The 24,238-nt window shown below is 73.4% G+C and carries 23 protein-coding genes; 17 read left to right on the top strand and 6 right to left on the bottom strand.

The genetic code is table 11. The annotated features are described in order from the left end of the window. The first annotated feature begins 78 nt into the window (after nt 1-78). A complete protein-coding gene (locus MCBG_RS17285) occupies nt 79-297 on the top strand; it encodes a hypothetical protein (RefSeq protein WP_030503492.1) in 219 nt (72 codons plus the stop codon). 12 nt (nt 298-309) lie between these two features. Here MCBG_RS17285 and MCBG_RS17280 read toward each other — a convergent pair whose 3' ends face one another. Beyond that, complete coding sequence (locus MCBG_RS17280; protein WP_140946141.1) at nt 310-561, bottom strand: hypothetical protein; 252 nt, start codon at nt 559-561, stop codon at nt 310-312. 172 nt (nt 562-733) lie between these two features. On the opposite strand from MCBG_RS17280, the gene MCBG_RS34185 reads away from it, so the two are divergent. The 10 genes from MCBG_RS34185 to MCBG_RS17230 all read left to right on the top strand — a co-directional run bounded on the left by MCBG_RS34185 (nt 734) and on the right by MCBG_RS17230 (nt 12,066). Continuing rightward, nucleotides 734-1,153 (top strand): hypothetical protein, encoded by a 420-nt coding sequence (locus MCBG_RS34185; RefSeq protein WP_223201253.1) that lies wholly within the window; start codon nt 734-736, stop codon nt 1,151-1,153. 184 nt (nt 1,154-1,337) lie between these two features. Next, complete coding sequence (gene kdpF, locus MCBG_RS17270; RefSeq protein ID WP_036343797.1) at nt 1,338-1,427, top strand: K(+)-transporting ATPase subunit F; 90 nt, start codon at nt 1,338-1,340, stop codon at nt 1,425-1,427. Then, nucleotides 1,427-3,082 carry a potassium-transporting ATPase subunit KdpA gene (gene kdpA / locus MCBG_RS17265; RefSeq protein WP_043327048.1) on the top strand — a complete coding sequence of 552 codons (1,656 nt, stop codon included), beginning with the start codon at nt 1,427-1,429 and terminating at the stop codon, nt 3,080-3,082. The genes kdpF and kdpA overlap by 1 nt, the downstream gene beginning before the upstream one ends. A gap of 20 nt (nt 3,083-3,102) precedes the next feature. Next, nucleotides 3,103-5,277 carry a potassium-transporting ATPase subunit KdpB gene (gene kdpB, locus MCBG_RS17260; protein ID WP_043330699.1) on the top strand — a complete coding sequence of 725 codons (2,175 nt, stop codon included), beginning with the start codon at nt 3,103-3,105 and terminating at the stop codon, nt 5,275-5,277. Continuing rightward, complete coding sequence (locus MCBG_RS17255) at nt 5,277-6,158, top strand: potassium-transporting ATPase subunit C (RefSeq protein WP_043327047.1); 882 nt, start codon at nt 5,277-5,279, stop codon at nt 6,156-6,158. The genes kdpB and MCBG_RS17255 overlap by 1 nt, the downstream gene beginning before the upstream one ends. A gap of 80 nt (nt 6,159-6,238) precedes the next feature. Then, nucleotides 6,239-8,785, top strand: coding sequence for a sensor histidine kinase (locus MCBG_RS17250; RefSeq protein WP_043327045.1), 2,547 nt, complete (start codon nt 6,239-6,241; stop codon nt 8,783-8,785). Then, nucleotides 8,782-9,462, top strand: a complete 681-nt coding sequence (locus MCBG_RS17245) for a response regulator (protein ID WP_043327043.1) — start codon at nt 8,782-8,784, stop codon at nt 9,460-9,462. The genes MCBG_RS17250 and MCBG_RS17245 overlap by 4 nt, the downstream gene beginning before the upstream one ends. A 58-nt stretch (nt 9,463-9,520) precedes the next feature. After that, entirely contained in the window at nt 9,521-10,627 is a 1,107-nt protein-coding gene (locus MCBG_RS17240; protein WP_043327041.1) for a magnesium and cobalt transport protein CorA, read from the top strand. Between the two features lie 132 nt (nt 10,628-10,759). Beyond that, the gene (locus MCBG_RS17235; protein WP_043327039.1) at nt 10,760-11,686 is read left to right on the top strand and encodes an ion transporter; all 927 of its coding nucleotides are present in this window, start codon (nt 10,760-10,762) and stop codon (nt 11,684-11,686) included. Nucleotides 11,687-11,796: 110 nt separating this feature from the next. Beyond that, nucleotides 11,797-12,066: a GlsB/YeaQ/YmgE family stress response membrane protein gene (locus tag MCBG_RS17230; protein WP_043327037.1), complete on the top strand. Its 270-nt coding sequence runs from the start codon at nt 11,797-11,799 to the stop codon at nt 12,064-12,066. A gap of 68 nt (nt 12,067-12,134) precedes the next feature. On the opposite strand, the gene MCBG_RS17225 is transcribed toward MCBG_RS17230, so the two are convergent. The 4 genes from MCBG_RS17225 to MCBG_RS17210 all read right to left on the bottom strand — a co-directional run bounded on the left by MCBG_RS17225 (nt 12,135) and on the right by MCBG_RS17210 (nt 16,615). Next, complete coding sequence (locus MCBG_RS17225) at nt 12,135-13,727, bottom strand: DUF4139 domain-containing protein (protein WP_051611266.1); 1,593 nt, start codon at nt 13,725-13,727, stop codon at nt 12,135-12,137. 36 nt (nt 13,728-13,763) lie between these two features. Further along, complete coding sequence (locus MCBG_RS17220; RefSeq protein WP_043327035.1) at nt 13,764-14,603, bottom strand: hypothetical protein; 840 nt, start codon at nt 14,601-14,603, stop codon at nt 13,764-13,766. Further along, nucleotides 14,600-15,109 carry a SigE family RNA polymerase sigma factor gene (locus MCBG_RS17215; RefSeq protein WP_043327033.1) on the bottom strand — a complete coding sequence of 170 codons (510 nt, stop codon included), beginning with the start codon at nt 15,107-15,109 and terminating at the stop codon, nt 14,600-14,602. The genes MCBG_RS17220 and MCBG_RS17215 overlap by 4 nt, the downstream gene beginning before the upstream one ends. Before the next feature lie 87 nt (nt 15,110-15,196). After that, nucleotides 15,197-16,615, bottom strand: a complete 1,419-nt coding sequence (locus MCBG_RS17210; RefSeq protein ID WP_043327031.1) for a MocR-like pyridoxine biosynthesis transcription factor PdxR — start codon at nt 16,613-16,615, stop codon at nt 15,197-15,199. 108 nt (nt 16,616-16,723) lie between these two features. Between MCBG_RS17210 and MCBG_RS17205 the strand changes: the two genes are divergently transcribed. Together MCBG_RS17205 and MCBG_RS17200 are read left to right on the top strand one after the other, a co-directional pair. After that, a complete protein-coding gene (locus tag MCBG_RS17205; protein ID WP_051611264.1) occupies nt 16,724-18,004 on the top strand; it encodes an MFS transporter in 1,281 nt (426 codons plus the stop codon). 104 nt (nt 18,005-18,108) lie between these two features. Continuing rightward, nucleotides 18,109-18,450: an STAS domain-containing protein gene (locus MCBG_RS17200; protein WP_231915651.1), complete on the top strand. Its 342-nt coding sequence runs from the start codon at nt 18,109-18,111 to the stop codon at nt 18,448-18,450. On the opposite strand, the gene MCBG_RS17195 is transcribed toward MCBG_RS17200, so the two are convergent. Then, complete coding sequence (locus tag MCBG_RS17195; protein WP_051611261.1) at nt 18,430-19,698, bottom strand: PP2C family protein-serine/threonine phosphatase; 1,269 nt, start codon at nt 19,696-19,698, stop codon at nt 18,430-18,432. The two genes, MCBG_RS17200 and MCBG_RS17195, sit on opposite strands and share 21 nt — an antisense overlap. 205 nt (nt 19,699-19,903) lie before the next feature. On the opposite strand from MCBG_RS17195, the gene MCBG_RS17190 reads away from it, so the two are divergent. From MCBG_RS17190 to MCBG_RS17175, 4 genes are all read left to right on the top strand, one after another. Further along, nucleotides 19,904-21,502: an ABC transporter substrate-binding protein gene (locus MCBG_RS17190; RefSeq protein WP_043327028.1), complete on the top strand. Its 1,599-nt coding sequence runs from the start codon at nt 19,904-19,906 to the stop codon at nt 21,500-21,502. Then, nucleotides 21,499-22,491, top strand: coding sequence for an ABC transporter permease (locus MCBG_RS17185; RefSeq protein WP_043327026.1), 993 nt, complete (start codon nt 21,499-21,501; stop codon nt 22,489-22,491). Before MCBG_RS17190 ends, MCBG_RS17185 begins: the two co-directional genes overlap by 4 nt. Beyond that, on the top strand, nt 22,484-23,350 hold the full coding sequence (locus MCBG_RS17180) for an ABC transporter permease (RefSeq protein WP_043327024.1): 867 nt from the start codon (nt 22,484-22,486) through the stop codon (nt 23,348-23,350). The genes MCBG_RS17185 and MCBG_RS17180 overlap by 8 nt, the downstream gene beginning before the upstream one ends. Further along, nucleotides 23,347-24,238: ABC transporter ATP-binding protein (locus tag MCBG_RS17175; protein WP_223201252.1), on the top strand; the 892-nt coding region annotated here is incomplete at its 3' end. The genes MCBG_RS17180 and MCBG_RS17175, both read left to right, overlap by 4 nt.

Raw genomic sequence — 24,238 nt, 5'->3', positions numbered from 1 at the left:
AGCGTCCCGCCGTACGGCCGGCGGTGGCAACCAATTTGCGTCTGTGCTGCTCCGGGTCTCCTGCGGTACGGTCACGGCATGGTGGTCGAGGAACACTGGTGGAACGGCGTCAGCAACCCTCGCGGACGGCGCGACGTCTACATCCGCACCGACGGAAGCCAGTGGCAGGTCCAGGCGCAGATCGGTGGGGCCAGCGGCCGGTCCCGCATCCAGCAGTGCCCGAGCCGCGGCTCGGCGAGCATCCTCGCCGGGGCGTGGCGGGCGAGCGGCTCCGGCTGGCGGGCGATGCCCCGCTGACCGCGCGCTCAGTCACGAGGCCCGTGCACCGCGCGATCGACGGGTGGCCCGGCGGCGTGAAACCGTCGTGAAACCGCGCTGATCCCGTCGGCCGTCACGGGCTCCGCGACGCCTCGCACCACCCTGCTCGCAGCCGTCGAGCACCCGCAGCACCGCCTTCACGTCCACCTGCGCGTCGGTGAGCGCCAGCCGGTAACCGGTGGCGGTCCGGACGATCAGGTCGGCGCCCAGCTCGTCCGACAGCACTGTCAGTTCGGTGGTCACCGGGCCAGCGTAGGCGGCGGACCGGCCCGTCACGGTCCCCGCGCCGGGCGGTCCGTGAAGGCGGCGTGAAAAGTCCCGGCCCGCCCGTACCGGATCCGTCAAAGCCGTCGACCGTGCCCACCCGGCCCGGCTGGTATGGCCCGCGAGGGACGTACCGACGCGGGAGGCGGACATGGGACGAGAACGGGCGGACGGGTGCACCGGATTCCGGGTGGCCGCCGGCGCCGTCGTGGTGGTCGGCGCGGCGCTGGTGGCGGCCGGGGTGTTCACACCCGACGAGCGGCCCGGGCGGGTCCTGGTGATGGCGGGCGTCGTCGGGGCGTACGCCGCTGTGGTGGCCGATCTGCGCGCGGTCGCGGCGGTGGCCGCGCTGGGTGCGGCGGTCTTCGTCGGGTTCCTCGCCCACCGCTACGGCGAGCTGACCGGCCCGGGTGACGCCTGGTCCCAGGCCGTGCCGATCGGGTTCGCCGCGGTGCTCGGCACCGGCTACCGGCACCTCCGGTCGATCGGGGCCGAGGCCCGTCCGGTGACCCGGATCACCGCCCACGGAGGCGGCGTGAAAAGCGCGTCAAGAAACCGCCGTCGCGCGTGATGGTCGCGTCAAGACCCCTGTCGGTCCGGCGGATACGGCGTTGTGATTGCCCGGCGCGGCCGGGAGGCGGTCGCGAGGACATCTTCCGCTAGGAGAGATCAGCCGTGTCTGACGTGCTGTTCGTGTTGCTGACGGTGGGGCTGTTCGCGGCTCTCGCCCTCGTGGTGAGGGGCGTGGAGAAGCTGTGAGCGCCGTCAACGCCGTCGGGCTGGTGCTGGCGATCGGGTTGGGCGTGTTCCTGGTCGTCGCCCTGCTGTTCCCGGAGCGCTTCTGATGAGCATGACCACAGCCGGCGTGCTCTTCGTCCTGTCGCTGGTGGTGGCGCTGGTCGCCGTGCACCGGCCGTTCGGCGACCACATGTACCGCGTGGTGGCCGGAACCCGGTCGTCCCGGGTCGAGCGGGGGATCTACCGCTTGGTCGGGGTCGACCCGGCCGCCGAGCAGACCTGGGGCGTGTACGCCCGCTCGGTGCTGGCCTTCTCGGCCGTCTCCCTGCTGTTCCTGTACGCGTTCCAGCGGCTGCAGAACCACCTGTGGCTCTCGCTGGGCTTCGACCCGGTGGTGCCGCACGGCGCCTGGAACACCGCTGTGTCGTTCGTGACCAACACGAACTGGCAGTGGTACTCGGGTGAGTCGACGATGGGCCACCTGGTCCAGATGGCCGGGCTGGCGGTGCAGAACTTCGTCTCGGCCGCCGTCGGCATCGCCGTGGCGGTGGCGCTGGTCCGGGGCTTCGCCCGTAGCCGCACCGGCGAGCTGGGCAACTTCTGGGTCGACCTGACCCGGGTCACGCTGCGGATCCTGCTGCCGATCGCGGTGCTCGGCGCGCTCGCGCTGATGCTCGGCGGCGTGGTGCAGAACCTCTCCGGCGGCACCGACGTGACCACGCTGACCGGCGGCGCCCAGACCGTCACCGGCGGACCGGTGGCGAGCCAGGAGGTCATCAAGGAGCTGGGCACCAACGGCGGCGGCTTCTACAACGTCAACAGCGCCCACCCGTTCGAGAACCCGACCGCGTGGACGAACTGGCTGGAGATCTTCCTGATCCTGGTGATCCCGTTCAGCCTGCCCCGGGTCTTCGGCCGGATGGTGGGGCAGAAGCGGCAGGGCTACGCGATCGTCGCCGTGATGGCGATCCTGGCGCTCGCCAGCATCACGTTGACCAACGTCTTCGAGCTGACCGGCGACGGCACGGTGCCGCAGGCGGTCGGCGCGGCGATGGAGGGCAAGGAGGTGCGCTTCGACGTGTCGAATTCGGCCACGTTCGCGGCGGCCACCACGCTCACCTCGACCGGCGCCGTCAACTCGTTCCACGACTCGTACACCGCGCTGGGCGGCATGATGACGCTGGGCAACATGATGCTCGGCGAGGTCGCGCCCGGCGGCGTCGGCGCGGGCCTGTACGGGCTGCTGATCCTCGCGGTGATCACGGTGTTCGTGGCCGGGCTGATGGTCGGGCGCACCCCGGAGTACCTGGGCAAGAAGATCGGCTCGCGCGAGATCAAGTTCGCCTCGATGTACTTCCTGATCACCCCGGCGCTGGTGCTCACCGGCACCGCCGCAGCGTTCGCCACCGGCAACGCCTCGACAGCGCTGAACGTCGGGCCGCACGGGCTGTCCGAAGTGCTCTACGCGTTCACCTCGGCCAGCAACAACAACGGCTCCGCGTTCGCCGGCATCACCGTTAACACGCCGTGGTGGAACACCGCGCTCGGGCTCTGCATGCTGCTCGGCCGGTTCCTGCCGATCATCTTCGTGCTCGCGCTGGCCGGCTCGCTGGCCCGCCAGCAACCCACACCCGCCTCCGAGGGCACCCTGCCGACCCACCGGCCGCTGTTCGTCGGCATGGTCGTCGGCGTCACGGTGGTCCTCGTCGCGCTCACCTTCCTTCCCGCGCTCGCGCTCGGCCCGCTGGCCGAAGGGCTGTGACCACCATGAGAGACAAGGACATGACAGCACCTGTGCAGACCGTCGAAGCGCCGGTGGCAGGTACGCCGGGGCGCCGCGACGACCGGGTCGGCGGCGGGCTGCTCGACCCTCGCCAGCTGATCGCGTCGCTGCCGGACGCGCTGCGCAAGCTCGACCCGCGCACGCTGTGGCGCAACCCGGTGATGCTGATCGTGGAGATCGGCGCGCTGTTCACCACTGTGCTCGCGGTGACCGACCCGTCGGTGTTCGCCGTGGCGATCACGGTCTGGCTCTGGCTCACGGTGATCTTCGCGAACCTGGCCGAGGCGGTCGCCGAGGGGCGTGGCAAGGCGCAGGCCGACACGCTGCGCCGGGCCAAGCAGGACACCGTCGCCACCCGCCTGGTCGGCTGGACTCCCGGCGCCGCCGCGAACGCGTTCCGGGACGAGGCGGTGCCCGCGCCGCAACTGCGCCAGGGTGACGTCGTCCTGGTCGAGGCCGGGCAGGTCATTCCCGGTGACGGCGACGTGGTCGAGGGCATCGCCAGCGTCGACGAGTCGGCGATCACCGGCGAGTCCGCCCCGGTGATCCGGGAGTCCGGCGGCGACCGCAGCGCGGTCACCGGCGGCACCCGGGTGCTCTCCGACCGGATCGTCGTGCGGATCACCCAGAAGCCCGGCGAGAGCTTCATCGACCGGATGATCGCGCTGGTCGAGGGCGCCAACCGGCAGAAGACGCCGAACGAGATCGCGCTGAACATCCTGCTGGCCGCGCTGACGATCGTCTTCCTGCTCGCCGTCGTCACGCTCCAGCCCATGGCGATCTTCGCGAAGGGTTACCAGGCCGCCGCGCCGGACACCGCGGCGATCACCGACTCCGGCGTCACCGGCGTCGTCCTCGTATCGCTGCTGGTCTGTCTCATCCCGACCACCATCGGCGCGCTGCTGTCCGCTATCGGCATCGCCGGCATGGACCGGCTCGTGCAGCGCAACGTGCTGGCGATGAGCGGCCGGGCGGTCGAGGCGGCGGGCGACGTCAACACGCTGCTGCTGGACAAGACCGGCACGATCACGCTCGGCAACCGGCAGGCCGCCGAGTTCCTGCCGGTGACCGGGGTCGACGCGGCCACGCTCGCCGACGCGGCGCAGCTGTCCAGCCTGGCCGACGAGACCCCCGAGGGCCGCTCGGTGGTGGTGCTCGCGAAGAACGGGTACGGGCTGCGCGAGCGCGAGCCCGGCCTCATCCCGCACGCCACGTTCGTGCCGTTCACCGCGCAGACCCGGATGAGCGGCGTCGACCTCGACGCCGGCGGCGGCGTCCGGCACGTCCGCAAGGGCGCCGCCGCCGCGGTGATGAAGTGGGTACGCGACAACGGCGGTCACCCGACCGAACAGGTGGGTGAACTGGTCGACGCGATCAGCGGCACCGGCGGTACGCCGCTGGTGGTGGCCGAGCACGTGGCGGGCGAACCGGCCCGGGCGCTCGGCGTCATCCACCTCAAGGACGTGGTGAAGGCCGGCATGCGGGAACGCTTCGACGAGATGCGCCGGATGGGCATCCGCACCGTGATGATCACCGGCGACAACCCGCGTACCGCGAAGGCGATCGCCGACGAGGCGGGCGTGGACGACTTCCTCGCCGAGGCCACGCCGGAGGACAAGCTCGCCCTGATCAAGAAGGAGCAGGAGGGCGGCCGGCTCGTCGCCATGACCGGCGACGGCACGAACGACGCGCCCGCGCTGGCCCAGGCGGACGTCGGCGTGGCCATGAACACCGGCACGTCGGCCGCGAAGGAGGCCGGCAACATGGTCGACCTCGACTCCGACCCGACCAAGCTGATCGAGATCGTGGAGATCGGCAAGCAGTTGCTGATCACCCGGGGCGCGCTGACGACGTTCAGCATCGCCAACGACATCGCGAAGTACTTCGCGATCATCCCGGCCATGTTCGCCGGCATCTACCCGTCGCTGGACCGGCTGAACATCATGCGCCTGGCCAGCCCCGAGTCGGCGATCCTCTCCGCCGTCATCTTCAACGCGATAGTCATCGTGGCGCTGATCCCGCTGGCCCTGCGCGGCGTGCGGTACCGCCCGGCCAGCGCTTCCGCGCTGCTGCGCCGCAACCTGTGGCTCTACGGCCTCGGCGGCATCGTGGTGCCGTTCGTCGGCATCAAGCTCATCGACCTGCTCGTCCAGTTCGTCCCGGGGATCTCGTGATGCGCCTTCCCAGTTGGCTCTCCCAGCACCTGGCCGCCCTGCGCGCGGTGCTCGTCTTCACCGTGCTGCTCGGCCTGCTCTACCCGCTCGCCCTGGTCGCCGCCGGCCGGCTCCCAGGCCTCGACGGCAGGGCCGACGGGTCACTGCTCACCGTCGACGGCCGTACCGTCGGCAGCTCGCTGATCGGCCAGTCGTTCACCGACGCGGACGGCAACCCGGTCCCGCGCTACTTCCAGTCCCGCCCGTCGGCCGCCGGGGACGGCTACGACCCGACCGCCACCGCGGCGAGCAACCTCGGCCCGGAGAGCGTGGTGGACACGCTCTCCGCCGACCCCGCCGACTCCACGTCGAGCCTGCTCACCCAGGTCTGCGCCCGCAGCAAGGCGATCGGCGAACTGGACGGCGTGGACGGGCGGCGCCCGTACTGCACGCCGGACGGGGTGGGCGCGGTGCTCGCCGTGTTCCGCGCCGACGGACTCACCGGCCGGATCACCCGCGTGGTGAGCGTCAACCAGGCCGCGCCCGCGACGCCGTTCGTCACCACCTGGCAGGGCGTACCGGTGGAGGCGGCGCGGCCCGGTCACGACTACGTGGCCGAGGGCGGCATCGTCACCCCGGTCCGCGGGGACGCCCCGGCCCGGCCCGCCGTACCGGCCGACGCGGTCACCGCCAGCGGCAGCGGCCTCGACCCGCACATCTCCCCGGCGTACGCCCGGATCCAGGTGGCCCGGGTGGCGCGGGAGCGCGGCGCGGACCCGGCGGCGGTACGGCGGCTGGTCGCCGAGCACACCACCGGCCGGGCGCTGGGCTTCATGGGCGAGCCGGGGGTGAACGTGCTGGAACTCAACCTCGCGCTGGACGAGGCGTTCCCGGCGCGCTGACGGAAGTGTTAAGAAGGGCCCCCTTCACCTCGCGAGGCGTTAACAGGGGGCCCTTCCTTGCACTCAGGGAGGATGGGGGCGTGGGCAGGGGTGAACTGCGGATCTATCTCGGGGCCGCCCCGGGCGTCGGCAAGACGTACGCGATGCTGGAGGAGGCCCAGCGCCGGGCCGAGCGCGGCACCGACGTGGTGATCGGCCTGGTCGAGACGCACGGGCGCCGGCACACCGCCGAGATGATCGGCGACCTGGAGGTGGTGCCGCGCCGCCCGATGACGTACCGGGGCGTCGAGTTCACCGAGATGGACCTGGACGCCGTGCTGGCCCGGCGGCCCGAGGTCGTCGTGGTGGACGAGCTGGCCCACACCAACGTGCCCGGCTCCCGGCACGAGAAGCGCTGGCAGGACGTGCAGGAGCTGCTCGACGCCGGCATCAGCGTGCTGTCCACGGTCAACGTGCAGCACCTGGAGTCGCTCAACGACGTGGTCGCGCAGATCACCGGCACCACCCAGCGCGAGACCGTGCCGGACCAGGTGGTCCGCGCCGCCGAGCAGGTCGAGCTGGTGGACATGACGCCGGAGGCGCTGCGCCGCCGGATGGCGCACGGCAACATCTACCGACCCGACAAGATCGACGCCGCGCTCGGCAACTACTTCCGGGTCGGCAACCTCACCGCGCTGCGCGAACTGGCGCTGCTCTGGCTGGCCGGCAAGGTCGACGAGCAGCTCGACGCGTACCGGGCCCAGCAGGGCATCTCCGACACCTGGGAGGCGCGGGAACGGGTGGTCGTCGCGCTGACCGGCGGCCCGGAGGGTGAGACGCTGATCCGCCGGGCGGCCCGGATCGCCGCCCGCAGCAAGGGCGCCGACCTGCTCGCCGTGCACGTCGCCCGCAGCGACGGGCTGGCCGGCGCCGACCCGGCCCAGCTGGCCCGGCAGCGGGTGCTGGTGGAGAGCCTCGGCGGCACGTACCACCAGGTGCTCGGCACCGACATCCCGGCGTCACTGCTGGACTTCGCCCGGGGCGTCAACGCCACCCAGCTCGTGCTCGGCGCGAGCCGCCGGGGCCGGTTCGCGCAGGTGTTCGCCCGGGGCGTCGGGGTGACCACCACCGCGCTGTCCGGCCCGATCGACGTGCACCTGGTCACCCACCCCGAGGCGGGCCGCGGGCGCCGGGGCACGTCGGTGCCCGCCGCGCTGTCGCGACGCCGGCGACTGATCGGGTACGCGCTCGCGGTGCTCGGCATGCCCCTGCTCACGCTGCTGCTGCGGACGCTGCCCGACCTCACGCTCACAAACGACATCCTGCTGTTCCTCGCCGGTGTGGTGGGCGTGGCGCTGGTCGGCGGGCTCTGGCCGGCGCTGGTCGCCGCGCTCGGCGGCTCGCTGCTGCTCAACTGGTTCTTCACCCCGCCGTACCGGACGCTGACCATCGCCGAGGCGGACAACCTGCTCGCCCTCGGCGTGTTCGTCGGTGTGGCCATCGCGGTGAGCTGGGTGGTCGACGTGGCGGCCCGGCGTACCCGGGAGGCGGCCCGGGCCTCCGCCGACGCGCAGACCCTGGCCACCGTCGCGGGCAGCGTGCTGCGCGGCGAGCGGCCGCTGCCCGCCCTGCTGGACCGGCTGCGGGAGACGTTCGGGTTGCGCGCGGTGAGCGTGCTGGAGCTGACCGACGAGGCCGGCGGACGCCCGGCGCGCGCCCGGGACGCGGACGCCTGGCGGGTGGTGGCGAGCGTCGGCGAGCGGCCGCCCGGTAGCCCGGGCGCGGGCGAGACGGTGGTGCCGGTCGACGACCGGCTCAGCGTGGTGCTCGCCGGCCGGCGGCTGGAGGCGGCCGACCGCCGGGTGGTGGAGGCGTTCGCCGCGCAGGCCGCCGTCGCGCTGCGCCAGGAACGGCTGGCCGAGGAGGCCGCCACCGCCCGCCCGCTGGCCGCCGCCGACCGGATGCGCACCGCGCTGCTCGCGGCGGTCAGCCACGACCTGCGTACGCCGCTGGCGTCGGCCAAGGCCGCGGTGAGCAGCCTGCGCAGCCACGACGTCGAGTTCGACCCGGACGACCGGGAGGAACTGCTGGCCACCGCCGACGAGTCGCTGGACCGGCTGGGCCGGCTGGTGGCGAACCTGCTCGACATGAGCCGCCTGCAGGCCGGCGCGCTGGGCGTCACCACCACCGCGATCGGGCTGGAGGACGCCGTACCCCGGGCCCTCGACGAACTGGGCCCGGCGGCGGCCGAGGTGACCACGGACATCCCGGCCGATCTGCCGGCGGCGCTGGCCGACCCGGGCCTGCTGGAGCGCGTGCTGGTAAACGTGGTGTCGAACGCGCTGCGGCACAGCCCGCCCGGCCGCCCGCCGACGATCACCGGCAGCGCGCACGCCGGGCAGGTCGAGCTGCGGGTGATCGACACCGGGCCGGGCATCCCGGAGGACCAGTGGGAGCACGTCTTCCTGCCGTTCCAGCGCCTCGGCGACCGGGACAACCAGACCGGCGTCGGCCTCGGGCTGGCGCTGTCCCGGGGCCTCGCCGAGGCGATGGGTGGCAGCATCACCCCGGAGACCACGCCCGGCGGCGGACTCACCATGGTGTTGCGGCTGCCGGCCGCCCCGCACGCGGAAGGGCCGCAGGAATGACCCGGATCCTGGTCGTCGACGACGAGCCGCAGATCCTGCGCGCCCTGCGGATCAACCTGCGCGCCCGGGGCTACGACGTGGAGGTCGCAGGCAGCGGCGCCGCCGCGCTCAAGGCCGCCGCCGGGCACCCGCCGGACCTGGTGGTGCTCGACCTGGGCCTGCCGGATCTGGACGGCACCGAGGTGATCCGGGGCCTGCGCGGCTGGACCGCCGTGCCGATCATCGTGCTCTCCGGCCGGGCCGGCAGCGAGGACAAGGTGGCCGCGCTCGACGCGGGCGCCGACGACTACGTCACCAAGCCGTTCGGGGTGGACGAGCTGCTGGCCCGCATCCGGGCGGTGACCCGGCGGCTCGCCCCGGCCACGCCCGCCGTGCCCGCGCTGCGGATCGGCCGCAACACCGTCGACCTGGCCGACCGGACCGTCACCCGGGACGACGGCGTCGAGGTCAAGCTGACCCCCACCCAGTGGGCGATGCTGGAGAAGCTGCTGCGCAACCCGGGCAAGCTGGTCAGCCAGCGTCAGCTGCTGCACGACGTGTGGGGGCCGGAGTACCACCAGGAGACGAACTACCTGCGGCAGTACATGGCCCAGTTGCGGCGCAAGCTGGAGGACGATCCGGCCCGGCCCCGGCACCTGATCACCGAGCCGGGGATGGGCTACCGCTACCGCCCCTGACGTTTGCGACCGCCTCGGCGGGGGACTCGGCGAGCCGGTCGGGCTGCGGGGGAGGGGCATGGCGGGCAACCGGTCCTCGGAGGGGTTCGGCCGGCAACTGGACGAACACGCCATCGACGCCGGCGCGGCGGAGCCGGAGCGCCCCGACGGGCTGGTCGACAGCGGCGTCTACGTCGGCGGGGTACGGCGGGCGTCGCCGGTCAGCCTCGCCGACACGTACCGCTGCCTGCAGCAGCTCGACGACGCGATGGCCTGGATCGGGCTGCTCCGGCCGGGCCGCGAGCAGATCGCCTCGCTCGCCGCCGAGTTCCAGCTCCCCGACCTGGCCGTCGAGGACGCGATCAACGCCCATCAGCGCCCCAAGCTGGAACGCTACGGCGACACCCTGTTCGTGGTGCTGCGCGCCGCCCGCTACCTGGACGAGCGGGACGCGGTCGAGTTCGCCGAGCTGCACCTGTTCCTCGGGCCCGGATTCGTGATCACCGTGCGGCACGGCGGCACGCCCGACCTGGCCGGCGTACGACGGCGGCTGGAGGCCGAGCCGAACGTGCTCGCGCTCGGCCCGGAAGCGGTGCTCTACGCCGTGCTCGACCGGGTGGTGGACGGCTACGCGCCGGTGGTGGCCGGGCTGGAGAACGACATCGACGAGGTCGAGACCGAGGTGTTCGGCGGCGACCCGAACGCCAGCCGCCGCATCTACGAGCTGAGCCGCGAGGTGATCCAGTTCCAGCGGGCCGCCCGCCCGCTGCTGAAGGTGGTGGACGAGCTGGCACACGGGTTCGACAAGTACGGCACGGACGAGGAGCTGCGCCGTCGGCTGCGCGACGTGGCCGACCACCTCACCCAGGTGGTGGAGCGGGTGGACGGGTTCCGGCACCTGCTCCAGAACATCCTCACCGTCAACGCCACACTGGTCTCACAGGCGCAGAACGAGGAGATGCGCAGCCTGACCGCCGCCAGCTTCGAGCAGAACGAGGAGATCAAGCGGGTCTCCGCCTGGGCCGCCATCCTGTTCGCGCCGACCCTGATCGGCACCGTGTACGGGATGAACTTCGGGCACATGCCGGAGCTGGGCTGGCGGTACGGCTATCTGTTCGCGCTCGCCCTGATGCTCGCCGTCTGCGGCGCGCTCTATCTGCTGTTCAAGCGCCGCGGCTGGCTGTGAGCCGGGCCGGCCGGGCCTCGGCCGTGACCGCGCGCCGTCGGTGATCCACTAAAGTGTCCGGGTGACTACCCCCCGTCGTCCGTACGTTGCCCGGACCTCGTGTCGTGGAGGTAGGCGCTGATCGGGGACACGGTGCCGACCCCGCGCGGCGGTCGCCGGACGAGCACGGGGAGGCGAGGGCTGGCGGGCCACTGTGCCCGGCTCGTCGCGTCCCGGCCGTTCGAGGTGGCCATCGTGGTGCTCATCATGGCCAACGGAGTGGTGCTGGGTATCGAGACGTACCCGAACCTGGGCGCCGCCGGGCCGGTGCTGCGGTGGACGGAGCTGATGTTCCGGGCGGCCTTCGTCGTGGAGATCACCATCCGGATCCTCGCGTACGGCCGCCGTCCGCAGGACTTCTTCCGGCACGGCTGGAACGTCTTCGACCTGCTGGTCACCGCGGCCATCTTCATCCCGGGACTGCACGGCGACTCGGGCGTGCTGCGGTTCATCCGGGTCGCCCGGGTGCTGCGGCTGGTCCGCTTCTCGCCCGGCCTGCGGACCATCGTCACGGCGCTGTGGCGCAGCCTGCCCGGCGTCGCCGGGTTCCTCGCGCTCGCCGCCGTCACGCTCTACGTGTACGGCATGGCCGGCTGGCTGATCTTCGGCGACCGTTACCCCGAGCAGTACGGCGACATCGGCCGTTCCCTCGTCACGCTGTTCGTGCTGCTGTCCCTGGAGACGTTGCCGGACCTGCTGGAACAGGGCCTTGAGGTGTCACCGTGGACGCTTCTCTACTACGTCAGCTTCGTGATGATCGCGGTCAACCTGCTGCTGAACATCCTCATCGCGGTCATCGTCAACTCGATGGAGGAGGCGCGCCGGCTGGAGATGACCGAAGGGCTGGCGCCGGACTACGACGAAGACGGCGACGGGATACCGGACGAGGTGGACCGGATCGCGATCAGTCAGCGCCTGGACGACCTGCGCATGGTCATCGCCGAGTTGGAGCGGGAACTGCGCATCGACCGGGACGAGCCGCCCGGCGCGCCGCGCCGCCGCCAGCACTCGGAGCACTGACCGGCCCGGTCATGACAGTTCTGTGACGAAATCGGACCGTACGTTTGGCCGGACGGTTGATCGGGGCAACCAGCGAGGCGCCAACACATCCGAGGGAAGGGACGCCTCTCGTGGAGATCACGGGCTTCTTCACCGCGCTCATCATCGGCCTGGTCATCGGTGCGCTCGGGCGCCTGGTGGTGCCGGGCAAGCAGAACATCCCGATCTGGCTGACCCTGCTCATCGGTGTGGTCGCCGCGCTCGTCGGCACCCTGGTGGCCGGCGCGTTCGGCGTCGCCGACACTCCCGGCATCGACTGGATCGAGCTGGCGCTCCAGGTCGGCTTCGCGGCCATCGGCGTCGCGATCTTCGCCGGCCTGTACGGTCGTCGCCGCGTCTGACCGGACCGAAGGAAGGGCCCCTTCTTAACGCATTCTGCATAAGAAGGGGCCCTTCCTAACGCGTGCGGCTACTCCCGCCAGCCGGTCAGCTCGACGCCCTTGGCCAGCTCCACCCGGAAGCCCAGCGCGATCTCGCCGCTCTCGCCCGGCGCGAGCGACAGCCGCCAGGTCAGCTCGCCCAGCTCCGTACGCTCGGCGGGCGGCGGCGTCAGCGTCGTCTCGCGTACCACCACCGACTCGTCCCGGGACACCGGCAACTGGTCGCGCACCTCGACGGTGGCCGGGCGGGGCGTGTGGTTCGCGACAGTGATCCGGTACTCCACCTCCCGCCGCCGCGTCGACCCGAGCGTCGCCCTGCTCTCGGTACGCCGGTGCAGCTTCCGCTCCACCCGTACCCGGTCGTCGACCCCCAGCGCCAGCTCGGTCTCCTCGCCCGGCGCCCACATGGTCAACCGCGTCGCCGCGACGAAGTCCGCGCCGTGGAACACCGACGCCGGGCCGGGCAGCAGCGTGTGGTCGGACGTGTTGCGTACCGTAGCCCGCAGGTGCGCCTCGGCGGCACGTACCGGCACGCTGACGTGGTCCAGCCGGGCCGGCAGCTCCAGCGCCGCGACCGTCACCCGGTGCGCGCTGCCGTCGGCCGGCACCACCACCGGCCGGGCGGGCCGGTAGGTCGCCGCCGTGACGCCCTGCTCGACCTCGGCCACGTTCTCCCGCACGGCCGGCCGGACCGCCGCCGACCGGGCCGCGCCGGCCCGGCCCGGCGGCGGCGCCGCGCCGGGCGCCGGGGGCGGCACCATGCCGTCGAACGACGCGGCTGACACGGCCATCGGCGGCTGCGGGCGGAGCCGGTCGAGATACCAGGGGGACAGTTCGGGTACGCCGCTCGCCGCCGCCGGGCGGGCGGTGGAGAGCAGGAGTTCGCACTCCGGCCAGTCCTCCCCGGTGTCCTGGCTGACCAGCCCGAACCAGGTGACGGTCATGGTGTCGCCGACCAGCCGCAGGTCGTAGGAGGGGGTCCAGCGGGCGCCGTCCACCAGGTAGGTCAGCTCCAGCTCCACCTCGGCGTCGTCGGCGTCCACCGAGACCGACACCTCGGCGGCCAGCCGGTCCGGCGCCCGCTTGCCGCGCGCCGCCGCCAGCTCGCGGTCGACGGCGGCCAGCTCCTCCGCCAGGTCGGTGCGCCGCCGGGCCAGCCCGCGCCGCCGGGCCCGGGACTCGGCGAGCTGACCGGACACCGACTCGGTGAAGGCCGCGACGTCGGCGGGGGCCGCGTCGCCGGCGGCCAGGGCCCGGGCGTACGTGCCACCGGCGCGCTCGGCCAGCCGGGTGAGGAACTCGCCGCGCTGGGCCTCGATCGCGTCCGTGTCCTCGACCTCGGCCACCTCGTCGGCGAGTTCCCGCCGCCGCCGTTCCAGCTCGACGACCTGCGCGTCGGTGCTGCGGGCCTGCCGGTGGGCGGTCACGTCGACACCGAGCACGGTGGCCGGGCCGTGACCGCCCACCCGGATCGAGTCCCGCCGCAGGCCCAGCGGGAGCGGCGCGACGCGTACCCGATGTTCCCCCGCGGCGAGCCGGAGGCCACCCCGGCGGGTGACCCGCGCGCGGTCCGGGTAGACGGTCACACCGACGACTGGCGCATCGATCTCCACAGTGTTCACCGGCGCGAGGGTAGTTCAGCCGCGCCCACCTCGGGGCTACCCAAGGTGCAGCCGCTGGTCGACGGCGAGCGTCGCCAGTTCGCGCGCGGTGAACGGCAGCGGGGACGCGGATGTCTGCCTGTCGTACGCGCCCTGCGCCACGAAGACCACCATGCCGTCGGGGTGCCGGTAGGCCGCCCACTGGTCGAACCGGTCGTCCGCGCCGGGACGAACCACCACACCCACAGTCGCGTCGCCGACGGTCATCGGCTGGCACTCGCCCCCCATGCCCCCCATGCCCCAGAACGCGCGCGCCAGGCCACACGGTTCGGTCGGCAGCGGGTTCCCCGGTGTGTGCACCTCGGTGAGCAGGCGTCCCCTCCACGTCCCCTTCGCCACGTCGACCGAGGCCGTGTAGCTCCACAGCTCGGCGCCGTCGGCCCGTCCGATGAAGTTGGCCTCGTGCGTGCCCAGCGTCTCCTTCCCGGTCTTGCTGGAGACGGTCTTCTCAGCGGTGTAGCCGGCGGGCACCACTGTGACGAGCTGGTCGAGCAGCAGGACGGCCTTGTGGTACCGGGTGCCCGCCCGCGCGGTGCGGTCCTCCTGGGGCAGGCCGTCGGGCCCGGTCGGCATCGGCTCGGCGCTGTCGTCCGGCGACGGGGCGGTCTGCGGCAGCGCGGCGGGCGGGCGTCGGTCGCCGCCGTCCGGGGTGGCGAGGGCCACGACACCCGCGACGGCGATTACCGCCGTCGCCGATCCGGCACACGCCCGGATGACCCGGCGCCGGTTGCGTGCCCGGCGGGCGGAGCGCAGCATGCCGTCCGTGCTCGGTCGCGGCGGCGCGGCGACGCCGAGCATCTCGTCGCGAAGCGCCTCGCGCAGCTGGTCTCCGTTCATCGTTGCCCCTTCTCGCTCGATGAGTGCATGGGTGACAGGAGGCCGCGCAACGTGTCCAGGCCCCGGGCGGACTGGCTCTTCACCGTTCCCGGCGAGCAGTTCAGCAGCGCCGCCACCTCGTCGACCGGCAGGTCCTCCCAGTAGCGGAGGACCAGGACGGCGCGCTGCCGGGGCGGTACGGCGGCGAGCGCCTGGAGCACCACGAGCCGGTCCTCGGACGGACTCGCGGGCGCCGGTGGATCGGCGTCGGGCGTGCCCACCCGTTCCCGCCGCCACCAGCCCCGCCGCCGTTCGTCGAGGAAGGACCGGACGATGATCTGGCGCACGTAGGAGTCGAGCGCGTCGTGCCGGTCGACCCGGTTCCAGACCAGGTACAGCTTGGTGAACCCGGTCTGGACCAGGTCCTCCGCGCGGTGCCAGTCACCGCAGAGCAGATACGCGGTGGCGCGCATGGCGCGGTGCCTCGCCGAGAAGTACTCCGCGAACGCCGTGTCGCGATCACTCATCCGGACCTCCGATCAGATTCGGGATAGTCACGCCAGGTGAGGCTCCCGGGGTTGCTCGAAGCCCGGAGGAATCCGCGTCGCCGACGGTCAGCCGCGGAAGCTGCGCGCGAGCAACCGGAGCCCGTCGGGCACGTCGGCGGTGCCGACGGCGCCGTAGCCGAGCACCAGACCGGTCGGGCCGGGCGGGCCCGCCCGGTAACCGGCGATCTCGCGTACCGTGACGCCGGCCTCCGCCGCCCGGGCGACGACTTCCGGCAGGTCGACGCCGGTCTCCGGGCGCAGCCGCGCGCACAGGTGCAGGCCCGCCGTCGACGGCACCGGGTCGAGCCAGTCGGCGAGGTCGGATCGCAACGCGGCGTCGATCAGGTCGCGCCGCTCGGCGTACACCCGGGTCGCCTTGCGGATGTGCCGGGCCAGTTCGCCGGAGTCGATGAACCGGGCCAGCGCGGCCTGAGTGGTGTGGTCGCCGTGCCAGTCGGTGAGCTGCCGGGCGGCCAGCAGCGCCGGGCGAAGCGACGCCGGGGCGACCAGGAAACCGAGGCGCAGCATGGGCAGCAGGGTCTTGGAGAACGTGCCGACGTAGACGACCTTCCCGGCCCGGTCCAGCGTCTGCAACGGGTCCAGCGGGCGGGCCGAGAAGCGGAACTCGGTGTCGTAGTCGTCCTCCACGACCACCGCGTCCCGGGCCGCCGCCCAGTTCAGCAGCGCCGCCCGGCGGGCCGGGGACATCCGGACGCCCAGCGGGAACTGGTGGGACGGGGTGACGTAGACCAGCCGCGCGTCGCCTGGTAGCGCGCGAACGTCGAGGCCCTGGTCGTCGACGGGCACCGGCACGACCCGCGCGCCGTGGCCGGCGAACAGCCGCCGGGCGGGGGGATAGCCGGGCTCCTCCACCGCCACCCGGTCGCCCGGTTCGAGCACCACCCGGGCGATCAGGTCCAACGCCTGCTGGGCGCCGTGGGTGACGACGACGTCCTCGGGCGCGGCCCGTACCGCGCGGGCGAGTCCCACGTAACGGGCGACGGCGGTACGCAGGCCCTGGTGCCCGGCCGGGTCGGCGTATCCGCCCCGGATCGTCGCGGTGCGCAGTTCCCCGGCGACCAGCCGCCGCCAGGTGGCCAGCGGGAACAGCCCGGTGTCAGGGGTGCCGGCCCGGAAGTCGTGGCCCGGTCGGGGCGCGGCGGTGGGGGCCGGCGCGGCGGACGCCCAGAACGCGCGGGGGCGTACGCCACCGGCCGGTGCCGGACGGGGCCGGGCGCGGGCGACCGGCTCGCCTGCGACGAAGGTGCCCGCGCCGACCCGGGCGGTGAGCAGGCCCTCGGCGGTCAGCCGCTCGTAGGCGACGGCGACCGTGTTGCGGGAGACGTCGAGCCGCCGGGCCAGCTCGCGGGTCGGTGGCAGCCGTTCGCCGGGCCGCAGCCGGCCGTCCAGGATCGCCTCCAGCAACTGCCTGTGGATCCGGGTGGCGCGGTCGCCGGGGCCGGCCAGGCTCACGTGTACGTCCACCGCGACGACCCTACATTGGCCCAATCGAATCGCCTGGAATCGGCGCTTCTGTGAGCCAATCCGCAGGTCTTGGATGGAGGAAGGAGCACGGCGAACGGGGGACGAGCAATGACCGATGTCGACACCGGCCGCCGGGTCCGGGTGCTGGCCCTGGCCCAGCTCGCCAACTCGGTGGGTGACGGCGCGTTCTACGCCTGCTCGGCGCTGTTCTTCATCCGGGTGGTCGGGTTGTCCCCGGCGCAGGTCGGGATCGCCCTCACCGTGGGCTGGTCGACGGGCATCCTCGCCGGGGTGCCCGCCGGCCAGCTGGCAGACCGCTACGGCGCGCGGCGGATGACAGTCGTCTTCGCCGTCGCCACCGCCGCCGCACTCAGCGGCTTCCTCGTGATCCGTTCCTTCCCGCTGTTCGTGCTGCTCGCATGTTGCTACGCCGCCTGTCAGGCCGGGCTCACCGCCAGCCGGCAGGCGCTGCTGGTCGGGCTGATCGAGCCCGCGCGGCGCACCGCGGTACGGGCCCGGTTGCAGTCGGTCTCGAACGCCGGCCTGGCCGCCGGGGCCGGGCTGGGCGCGCTCGTGCTCTGGGCGGACAGCCGCCCGGCGTACCTGTCCGCCTTCGCGCTCGACGCGGCGAGCTTCCTGGCCGCGGCCCTGCTGGTGCGCCGGCTGCCCGAGGCGGCGGCGCCGGTCCCGGCCGGACCCGAGCCGGGCCGGCTGGCCGTGCTGCGCGACCGCCCGTACGCGCTGATCACCCTGCTGAACGCGGTGATGTGCCTGAACATGCCGCTGCTCAGCCTGGCGTTGCCACTGTGGATCGCGGAACGGACCGACGCCCCGGCGCCGATGGGCGCGATCGTGCTCACCGTGAACATGCTGTGCGTGGTGCTGTGGCAGGTCCGGGTGGCCCGCCGGGTGACCGATCCGGGCACGGCGGCGCGGGCCAGCGGGCACGCCGGTTGGGTGCTGCTTGTCGCTTGCGGCGCGTACGCGGTCTCCGGGATGGTCGGCGGCGCGTGGGTGGCCTCGGCGGTGCTGCTGGGCGCGGCACTGGTGCAGGTGTTCGGCGAGATGGTGCAGGCGGCCAGCGGCTGGGAGGTCGGCTTCACCCTGGCCCGACCCGACCGGCAGGGGCAGTACCAGGGCTTCTTCGGCATGGCGCCGCAGCTCGCCCGGATGCTCGGCCCGGTGCTGCTGACCTCGCTGCTGCTCGGCTGGGGCACCCCGGGCTGGCTGGTGCTCGGCGGGCTGTTCGTGCTCGCCGGCCTGGCGATGCGGCCGGCGGTACGCCTCGCCGAGCGGCGCCGGGCCGCCGCCGAGGTGTGGATCCCCGCTCCGGTACCGGGCTCGACCGGCACTGAGGTGTCCTCCACCACGTTGCGGCGAGGCCGCTGAGCCGTCGCGCACCTACGGGAGGCGATCAGGGCGGATATCTGGCACGGTGGGTAGAAGTGTGGTGCCGTCGGTGGCGCGGTTGAGGGGGCGTGGTGGAGTTCTCGGTGACGACCCGGCAGGGGCGCGTCGGCCCGGTGATCGAGGTCGTCGGCGATCTGGACATGGCCAGTGCGCCTCAGCTGCGTGACCGGCTGCTCGAGGTGGTGGAGACCGGTGCGCGGACGGTGGTCGTCGACCTGACCCAGGTCGGATTCGTGGACTCCAGCGGCTTGGGCGCGCTGGTGCTCGTCTACAAGAACCTGCGGGAGCGCGACGGCTGGCTCGGTCTGGCCGTCGTACGCCAGTCGATCCGCAACGTCTTCTCGATCACCTCGGTGGACCGCGTCATCCCGCTCTTCGGCACGGTCCGCGAGGCCGAGGACGGCTCACCGACGGCGGTGCGCTGAACGCTCCTCGTCCGGGCTGACACGGGCGCTGTCCGCGCCGGCGGTGCTGCGGCGTGGCCCGTGGCCGCCGTACCAGTCGACGACGAGCAGCGTGGTGTCGTCGGCCAGAGCCGGCCCGGCGATCTCCAGCACCGCGTCGGACAGTGCCCGGACCGCCTCGCGGGGATGCAGGTGGGCGAGGCGGAGCAGGGCGGCGGCCAGGTCGAGGTCCGCGGCGTTGCGTTCGCGCATGCCGTCGGTGACCACCACCAGCCGGTCGCCGGGCAGCAGCGGTAGCTCCGCGCTGCGGTAGCTCTCGCCGGGGAACATCCCGAACGGAAAGTTGCCCGGCAGTTCCACGGGTACGACCCGGCCGTCCCGGACCAGCAGCGGCGGGACGTGCCCCGCATTCAGCAGCTCGCAGCGTCCGGTGGTCAGGTCGATACGGCCCAGCACGGCGGTGACGTACGCGCCGCGTACGTTGGCGTGCTCCGCGACCGCCCGGTTGGCCTCCTCGGCCTGCGCGACGAGACCGAGGCCGCGCCGGCGGGTGTTGCGCAGGCTGCCCACGCCGAGGGTGGCGGTGAGCGCGCTCGCCACGCCGTGGCCCATCGCGTCGGTGACGCTGAGGTGCAGCAGGTCCCGGGCCAGGCTGTAGTCGAAGGTGTCGCCGCCGACGCTCGCGGCGGGTTCCAGCCAGCCGGAGAGAGCGAAGGCGCCGGCCTCGCAGGTGAACGAGGCGGGCAGCAGGCGGCGCTGGATCTCGGCGGAGAGGGTGAAGGGGGTGGTGCGCTGTCCCCACTCGAACAGGTCGGTGTGCCTGCGGTTGGCGATGACCACGAACGCCAGCGCGTGCGCGGTACGGGCGACCCAGTTCACCACGTCGCCGTCCGGCTCGTCGGGCAGGTCGATCTCCAGCAGGCCGATCGCCTCACCGCGGTCGGTGACCGGCGCCAGCACGGTCCACGTGCCGTCGCCGGGGACGACCTCGGGGGCCTGCTGACGGAGGGCGCGTTCGTAGGGCCCGCCGTCGAACGGGAGGACCTCGGCCTCCTCCTCGCCGTGGCGTCGCCCGGCGCCGCCGCCGTCCGGCTGGTGGGTCAGCCGCACCAGCGCGCGACCGCTGAGGTCGGCGATCAGCAGCGAGACGCCGCGCGCGTTCAGCGCCGTGGCGATGACGCCGGTGACGGCCTCGACCGCCTGCACCGGGGCGGCGTCCTCCGCCGACTGCAACATCCCGGTCAGCACCGCCTGCTCGCTGTCCTCCACCCCTCGAGCATATTCAGCGGGCAGCACGGCCGCCTTGTGAGCGAGACCGGGGGCCGGCGGGTCACCGCCATCGACCGGCCGGTATTGCATATAGTTGGCAACTACAGAAGAGTGGCGGTAGCGGGCGCTCGGGCACGCGATGATCGATCCTCGCCGGAGCGCCCGCCCGGCTGCCATCCGTAGACGAGTGTTCGAGGGGTTGCCGGTGGCGATCAGACCCAAGCCCGTACGCGTGGCAGCGGTGCTCGCCGCCGCCCTGCTCGTCGTCGTCGGCTGCTCGTCACCCACGGCGTCGACCGGCGGCCCGGGCAACTCCGGCACGCTCGTGGTCGCCACCGCGGGCGAGCCGGACACGCTCAACCCGGTGCTCAACTACGGCGTCGACGGCGCGTCGCTGATCTTCGACGGGCTGGTCGCCCGGGACGCCCGCAACGACCTGGTGCCCGCCCTGGCCCGCGAGCTGCCCACCGTCTCGGCGGACGGGAAGACAGTCACCGCGAAGCTGCGCGAAGGCGTGCTGTTCCACGACGGCAGCCCGCTGACCGCACAGGACGTGGTGTTCACCTACCAGGCGGTGCTCGACCCGGCAGTCGACTCCACGCTGCGGTCCGATCTGGACATGCTCGCCTCCGTCACCGCGCCCGACCCGGCGACGGTCGTGTTCACGCTGAAGTACGCGTACGCGCCGTTCCTGCAGCGGCTGGCGCTGGGGATCGTCCCGGCGAAGGCGTTCGCCGGGCAGGACATCAACAAGGCGACCTTCAACCGCAAGCCGGTCGGCACCGGCCCGTACCGGTTCACCTCCTGGACCCCGGGTGACCGGCTCGTGCTCGCGGCGAACGAGACGTACTGGGACGGCAAACCGGCGAACTCGGGCGTGGTGGTGGCGTTCGTCGCCGACGACAACGTCCGCGCCCAGCGGATGCGGGCCGGCGAGTTCGACGCGGCGGAGCTGGCGCCGAAGCTCGCCTCCGGCTTCGAGAGCCGCGACGGCTACCAGGTGCACAAGGTGCCGACCGCCGACTACCGGGGCGTCATGCTGCCGATGGGCAACCCGGTCACCGGCGACCCCGCGATCCGGAAGGCGCTGAACGTCGCGGTGGACCGGCAGGCCATGGTGACCGGCGTGCTCGGCGGCGCGGGGGAGCCCGCGTTCGGGCCGGTGCCGCCCACGTCGGAGTACGCCGAGCCGACGATCGCCGGCACGCCCGCCGCCGACGTCGCCGCCGCCACGGCGGAGCTGGACGCCGCCGGGTGGAAGCCCGGCCCGGACGGCATCCGGGTCAAGGACGGGCGGCAGGCCGCGTTCACGATCCTGTACCCGGCCACCGACAGCCTGCGCAAGGAACTCGCACTGGCCGTCACCGCCGACGCGAAGAAGGTCGGGATCACTGTCACCCCGGAGGGCCTGACCTGGGACGCGATCACCCCGCGCATGAAGCGCGACGCGCTGATCATGGGCTACGGCACGCCGTACGATCCGGACTTCGTCTCCTACAAGCTGTTCAGCTCGGCCTTCGCCGGGCAGGGCTTCTTCAACCCCGGCTCGTACCGCTCGGCGGTCACCGACGCCGCGTTGCAGGCCGGCCGGGACAACGCCGACCCGGCCGCCCGCAAGGCCGCGTACGCCACGTTCCAGAAGCAGCTCGCCGCCGACGTGCCGTGGGTGTTCCTCACCTACCTCCAGCACACCTACGTGCTGAAGGACGCCGTGACCGGGGTGACGCCGCGGGTCGAGCCGCACGAGCACGACGTCGCCAACAGCATCTGGTGGAACGTGCACACCTGGACGAGAGAATCGTGACCGGACGGCGGCGGCTGGCCGGGGCGGGCACTGTGGTCCGGCGGCGGCTGCTGGTCGCCGTGCCGGTGCTGGCCGCCACCAGCATGGGCATGTTCGCCCTGGGCGCCGCCTCCCCGATCGACCCGGCCCAGCAGTACGCGGGCGCGGCGGCGTTCACCACCAGCGAGGAGAACCTGGCGCAGATCCGCGCCAACTGGGGTGTCGACGACCCGCTGCCGGTGCAGTACGCCCGCTGGGTCGGCAACCTGCTGCGCGGCGACCTGGGCTGGTCGACGAGCCGGCACGAGCCGGTCACCTCGGTGCTGGCCTCCCGGGCCGGATGGACGCTGCTGCTCGTCGGCACCGCGCTGGCCCTGGTGCTGGTGGCGAGCGTGCTGCTGGGCACGCTGGCCGCGTACCGGCGTGGCGGCTGGTTCGACCGGGCGCTGCGCGCCGTCGCGTACGCCGTGCAGTCCATGCCGGTGTTCTGGATCGGCCTCGCGGCGATCGCCGTGTTCGCCCTCAGCCTCGGCTGGCTGCCCGCCGGCGGGCTCACCGACATCACCGCCACGAGCACCGACCCGGCCGACGTGGCCCGGCACCTGGTGCTGCCGGTGACGGTGCTGGCGATCTCCCAGGCCCCGTGGTTCGTCCTGTTCGTCCGTGACGCGGTCGCCGAGAGCCTGCGCGACGACCACGTCCTGGCCGCCCGCGCCCGGGGACTGCCCGGCCGGGTCGTCCTGTTCGGACACGCGCTGCGTACCGCGTTGCTGCCGTTCCTCACCCTGGTCGGCACGCACCTGCCCGAACTCGTCGGCGGCGCGGTCCTGGTGGAGACCGTGTTCTCGCTGCCCGGCCTCGGCGCGGTCACCGTCGAGGCGGCGCTGGGCGCCGACTTCCCGCTGCTCGCGGCCACCACCCTGGCCACCGCCGTCGTGGTGCTGACCGCGAACCTGCTCACCGACCTCGCCTACGCCGCCGCCGACCCCCGGGTACGCCTCGATGACTGACCTCGCCCTCCCCGCGCGCGTCCGGCGCCTGCGCCGCCCCGGCAGCGCGGGCACGACTGTCGCCGTCGTGGTGCTCGCCGGTGTGGTAGCCGCCGCGCTGCTCGCCCCGGTCCTGTGGCCGCTGGACCAGAGCGCCGTCGACCTCTCCCGTACCCGGCTCGCGCCGTCGGCCGACAACCTGGCCGGCACCGACGACCTCGGCCGCGACGTGGCGTTGCGCAGCCTCTACGGCCTGCGCGTCTCGCTGCTTGTCGGCGCGGTCGCGGCGCTCGTCGCCGCAGTCATCGGCGGGCTGGTCGGCGCGCTCGCCGGCAGCGTCGGCGGCTGGGTCGACCGGGCGCTCATGCGCGTCGTGGACACCGTCGCCGCGCTGCCGCACCTGCTGCTGGGCATCTTCATCGTGGCGATGCTGCGCCCCAGCCTGGGCGCGGTGATCGCGTCCATCGCGCTGACGCACTGGCTGTCCACCGCCCGGATCGTCCGCTCCGAGCTGCTCAGCCTGCGCAACCGGCCGTTCGTGGACGCCGCCATCTCCGGCGGCGCGAGCCGGGCCCGGGTGCTCACCCGGCACCTGCTGCCGCACGTGCTGCCGCGCCTGGCGCTGGCGACAACGCTGATGGTGCCGCACGCCGTCTGGCACGAGACCGCGCTGTCCTTCCTCGGCCTCGGCCTGCCGCCGCACCTCGCCTCGATCGGCAACATGATCAACGACGGGCAGCGGTCGCTGCTCACCGGCGCCTGGTGGGCCAGCATCGTCCCCGGCCTCCTGCTCGTGGCGGCCACGCTGGCGCTCGCCGTGCTCACCGGCCGGTGGCGCGACCGCCTCGACCCGCGCGTACGGGCGGAGCTGCAGCTGTGACCGCCCCGGCGCTGCTGACCGTCGACGGGCTGACCGTCCGCTTCCGGCTGCGTGACGCGCTCGTGCACGCCGTCACCGACCTCAGCCTCACGCTGCGGCCCGGCGAGCTGCTGGCGGTGGTCGGTGAGTCCGGGTGCGGCAAGTCCGTCCTCGCGCACGCCCTGCTCGGCCTGCTGCCACGCAACGCCGCAGTCACCGGGCACGCCCGCCTGCGCGCGCCGGGACGCGACGAGGTCGACCTGATCGGCGCGGGGGAGCGGCACCTCGCCCGGCACGTACGCGGCCGGGGCGTCGGGCTGGTCCCGCAGAGCCCCGCCACCGCGCTCACCCCGGTGCGTACCGGGCGGAAGCTGCTGGAGGAGACGCTGCGCGCGCACGGGCACACCCGCCGCGACGCGCCGGCCGCCGCCGACCGGATCGCCGCCGACGTCGGCCTCGACCCGGCCGACCTGGACCGGTACCCGCACCAGCTGTCCGGCGGCATGGCCCAGCGGCTCGCCACCGCGCTGGCGCTCGCACCCGACCCGCCGGTGCTGCTCGCGGACGAACCCACCACCGGCCTGGACCGGCCGCTCGTCGACCACACGCTGGACCTGCTGCGCCGCCGCTGCGACACCGGCGCGGCCGTCCTGCTCATCACGCACGACCTGGCCGACGCGCGCCGCGTCGCGGACACCGTGGCCGTGATGTACGCCAGCCGGATCGTCGAGCACCGCCCCACCGAGGCGCTGTTCGACGCCCCGGCCCACCCGTACACCGCCGGGCTGCTCGACGCGCTGCCCGATCGCGCGTTCGTGCCGGTACCCGGCCACCCGCCGGCGCTCACCGACCTGCCCGGCGGCTGCGCCTTTCGCCCCGCGCTGCGCCCGCGCCACCGACACCTGCGCG

The sequence above is a fragment of the Micromonospora sp. M42 genome (assembly GCF_000568915.1).
Lineage (GTDB): Bacteria > Actinomycetota > Actinomycetes > Mycobacteriales > Micromonosporaceae > Micromonospora > Micromonospora chalcea.
This window is presented reverse-complemented; position numbering and strand designations above follow the sequence as displayed.

Coding starts and splice junctions, on each gene's coding strand:
- kdpA (WP_043327048.1), top strand. CDS start 1,427: ATGAGCATGACCACAGCCGGCGTGCTCTTCGTCCTGTCGCTGGTGGTG.
- MCBG_RS17255 (WP_043327047.1), top strand. CDS start 5,277: ATGCGCCTTCCCAGTTGGCTCTCCCAGCACCTGGCCGCCCTGCGCGCG.
- MCBG_RS34185 (WP_223201253.1), top strand. CDS start 734: ATGGGACGAGAACGGGCGGACGGGTGCACCGGATTCCGGGTGGCCGCC.
- MCBG_RS17205 (WP_051611264.1), top strand. CDS start 16,724: ATGACCGATGTCGACACCGGCCGCCGGGTCCGGGTGCTGGCCCTGGCC.
- MCBG_RS17220 (WP_043327035.1), bottom strand. CDS start 14,603: ATGAACGGAGACCAGCTGCGCGAGGCGCTTCGCGACGAGATGCTCGGC.
- MCBG_RS17240 (WP_043327041.1), top strand. CDS start 9,521: ATGGCGGGCAACCGGTCCTCGGAGGGGTTCGGCCGGCAACTGGACGAA.
- MCBG_RS17245 (WP_043327043.1), top strand. CDS start 8,782: ATGACCCGGATCCTGGTCGTCGACGACGAGCCGCAGATCCTGCGCGCC.
- MCBG_RS17285 (WP_030503492.1), top strand. CDS start 79: ATGGTGGTCGAGGAACACTGGTGGAACGGCGTCAGCAACCCTCGCGGA.
- MCBG_RS17215 (WP_043327033.1), bottom strand. CDS start 15,109: ATGAGTGATCGCGACACGGCGTTCGCGGAGTACTTCTCGGCGAGGCAC.
- MCBG_RS17180 (WP_043327024.1), top strand. CDS start 22,484: ATGACTGACCTCGCCCTCCCCGCGCGCGTCCGGCGCCTGCGCCGCCCC.
- kdpB (WP_043330699.1), top strand. CDS start 3,103: ATGACAGCACCTGTGCAGACCGTCGAAGCGCCGGTGGCAGGTACGCCG.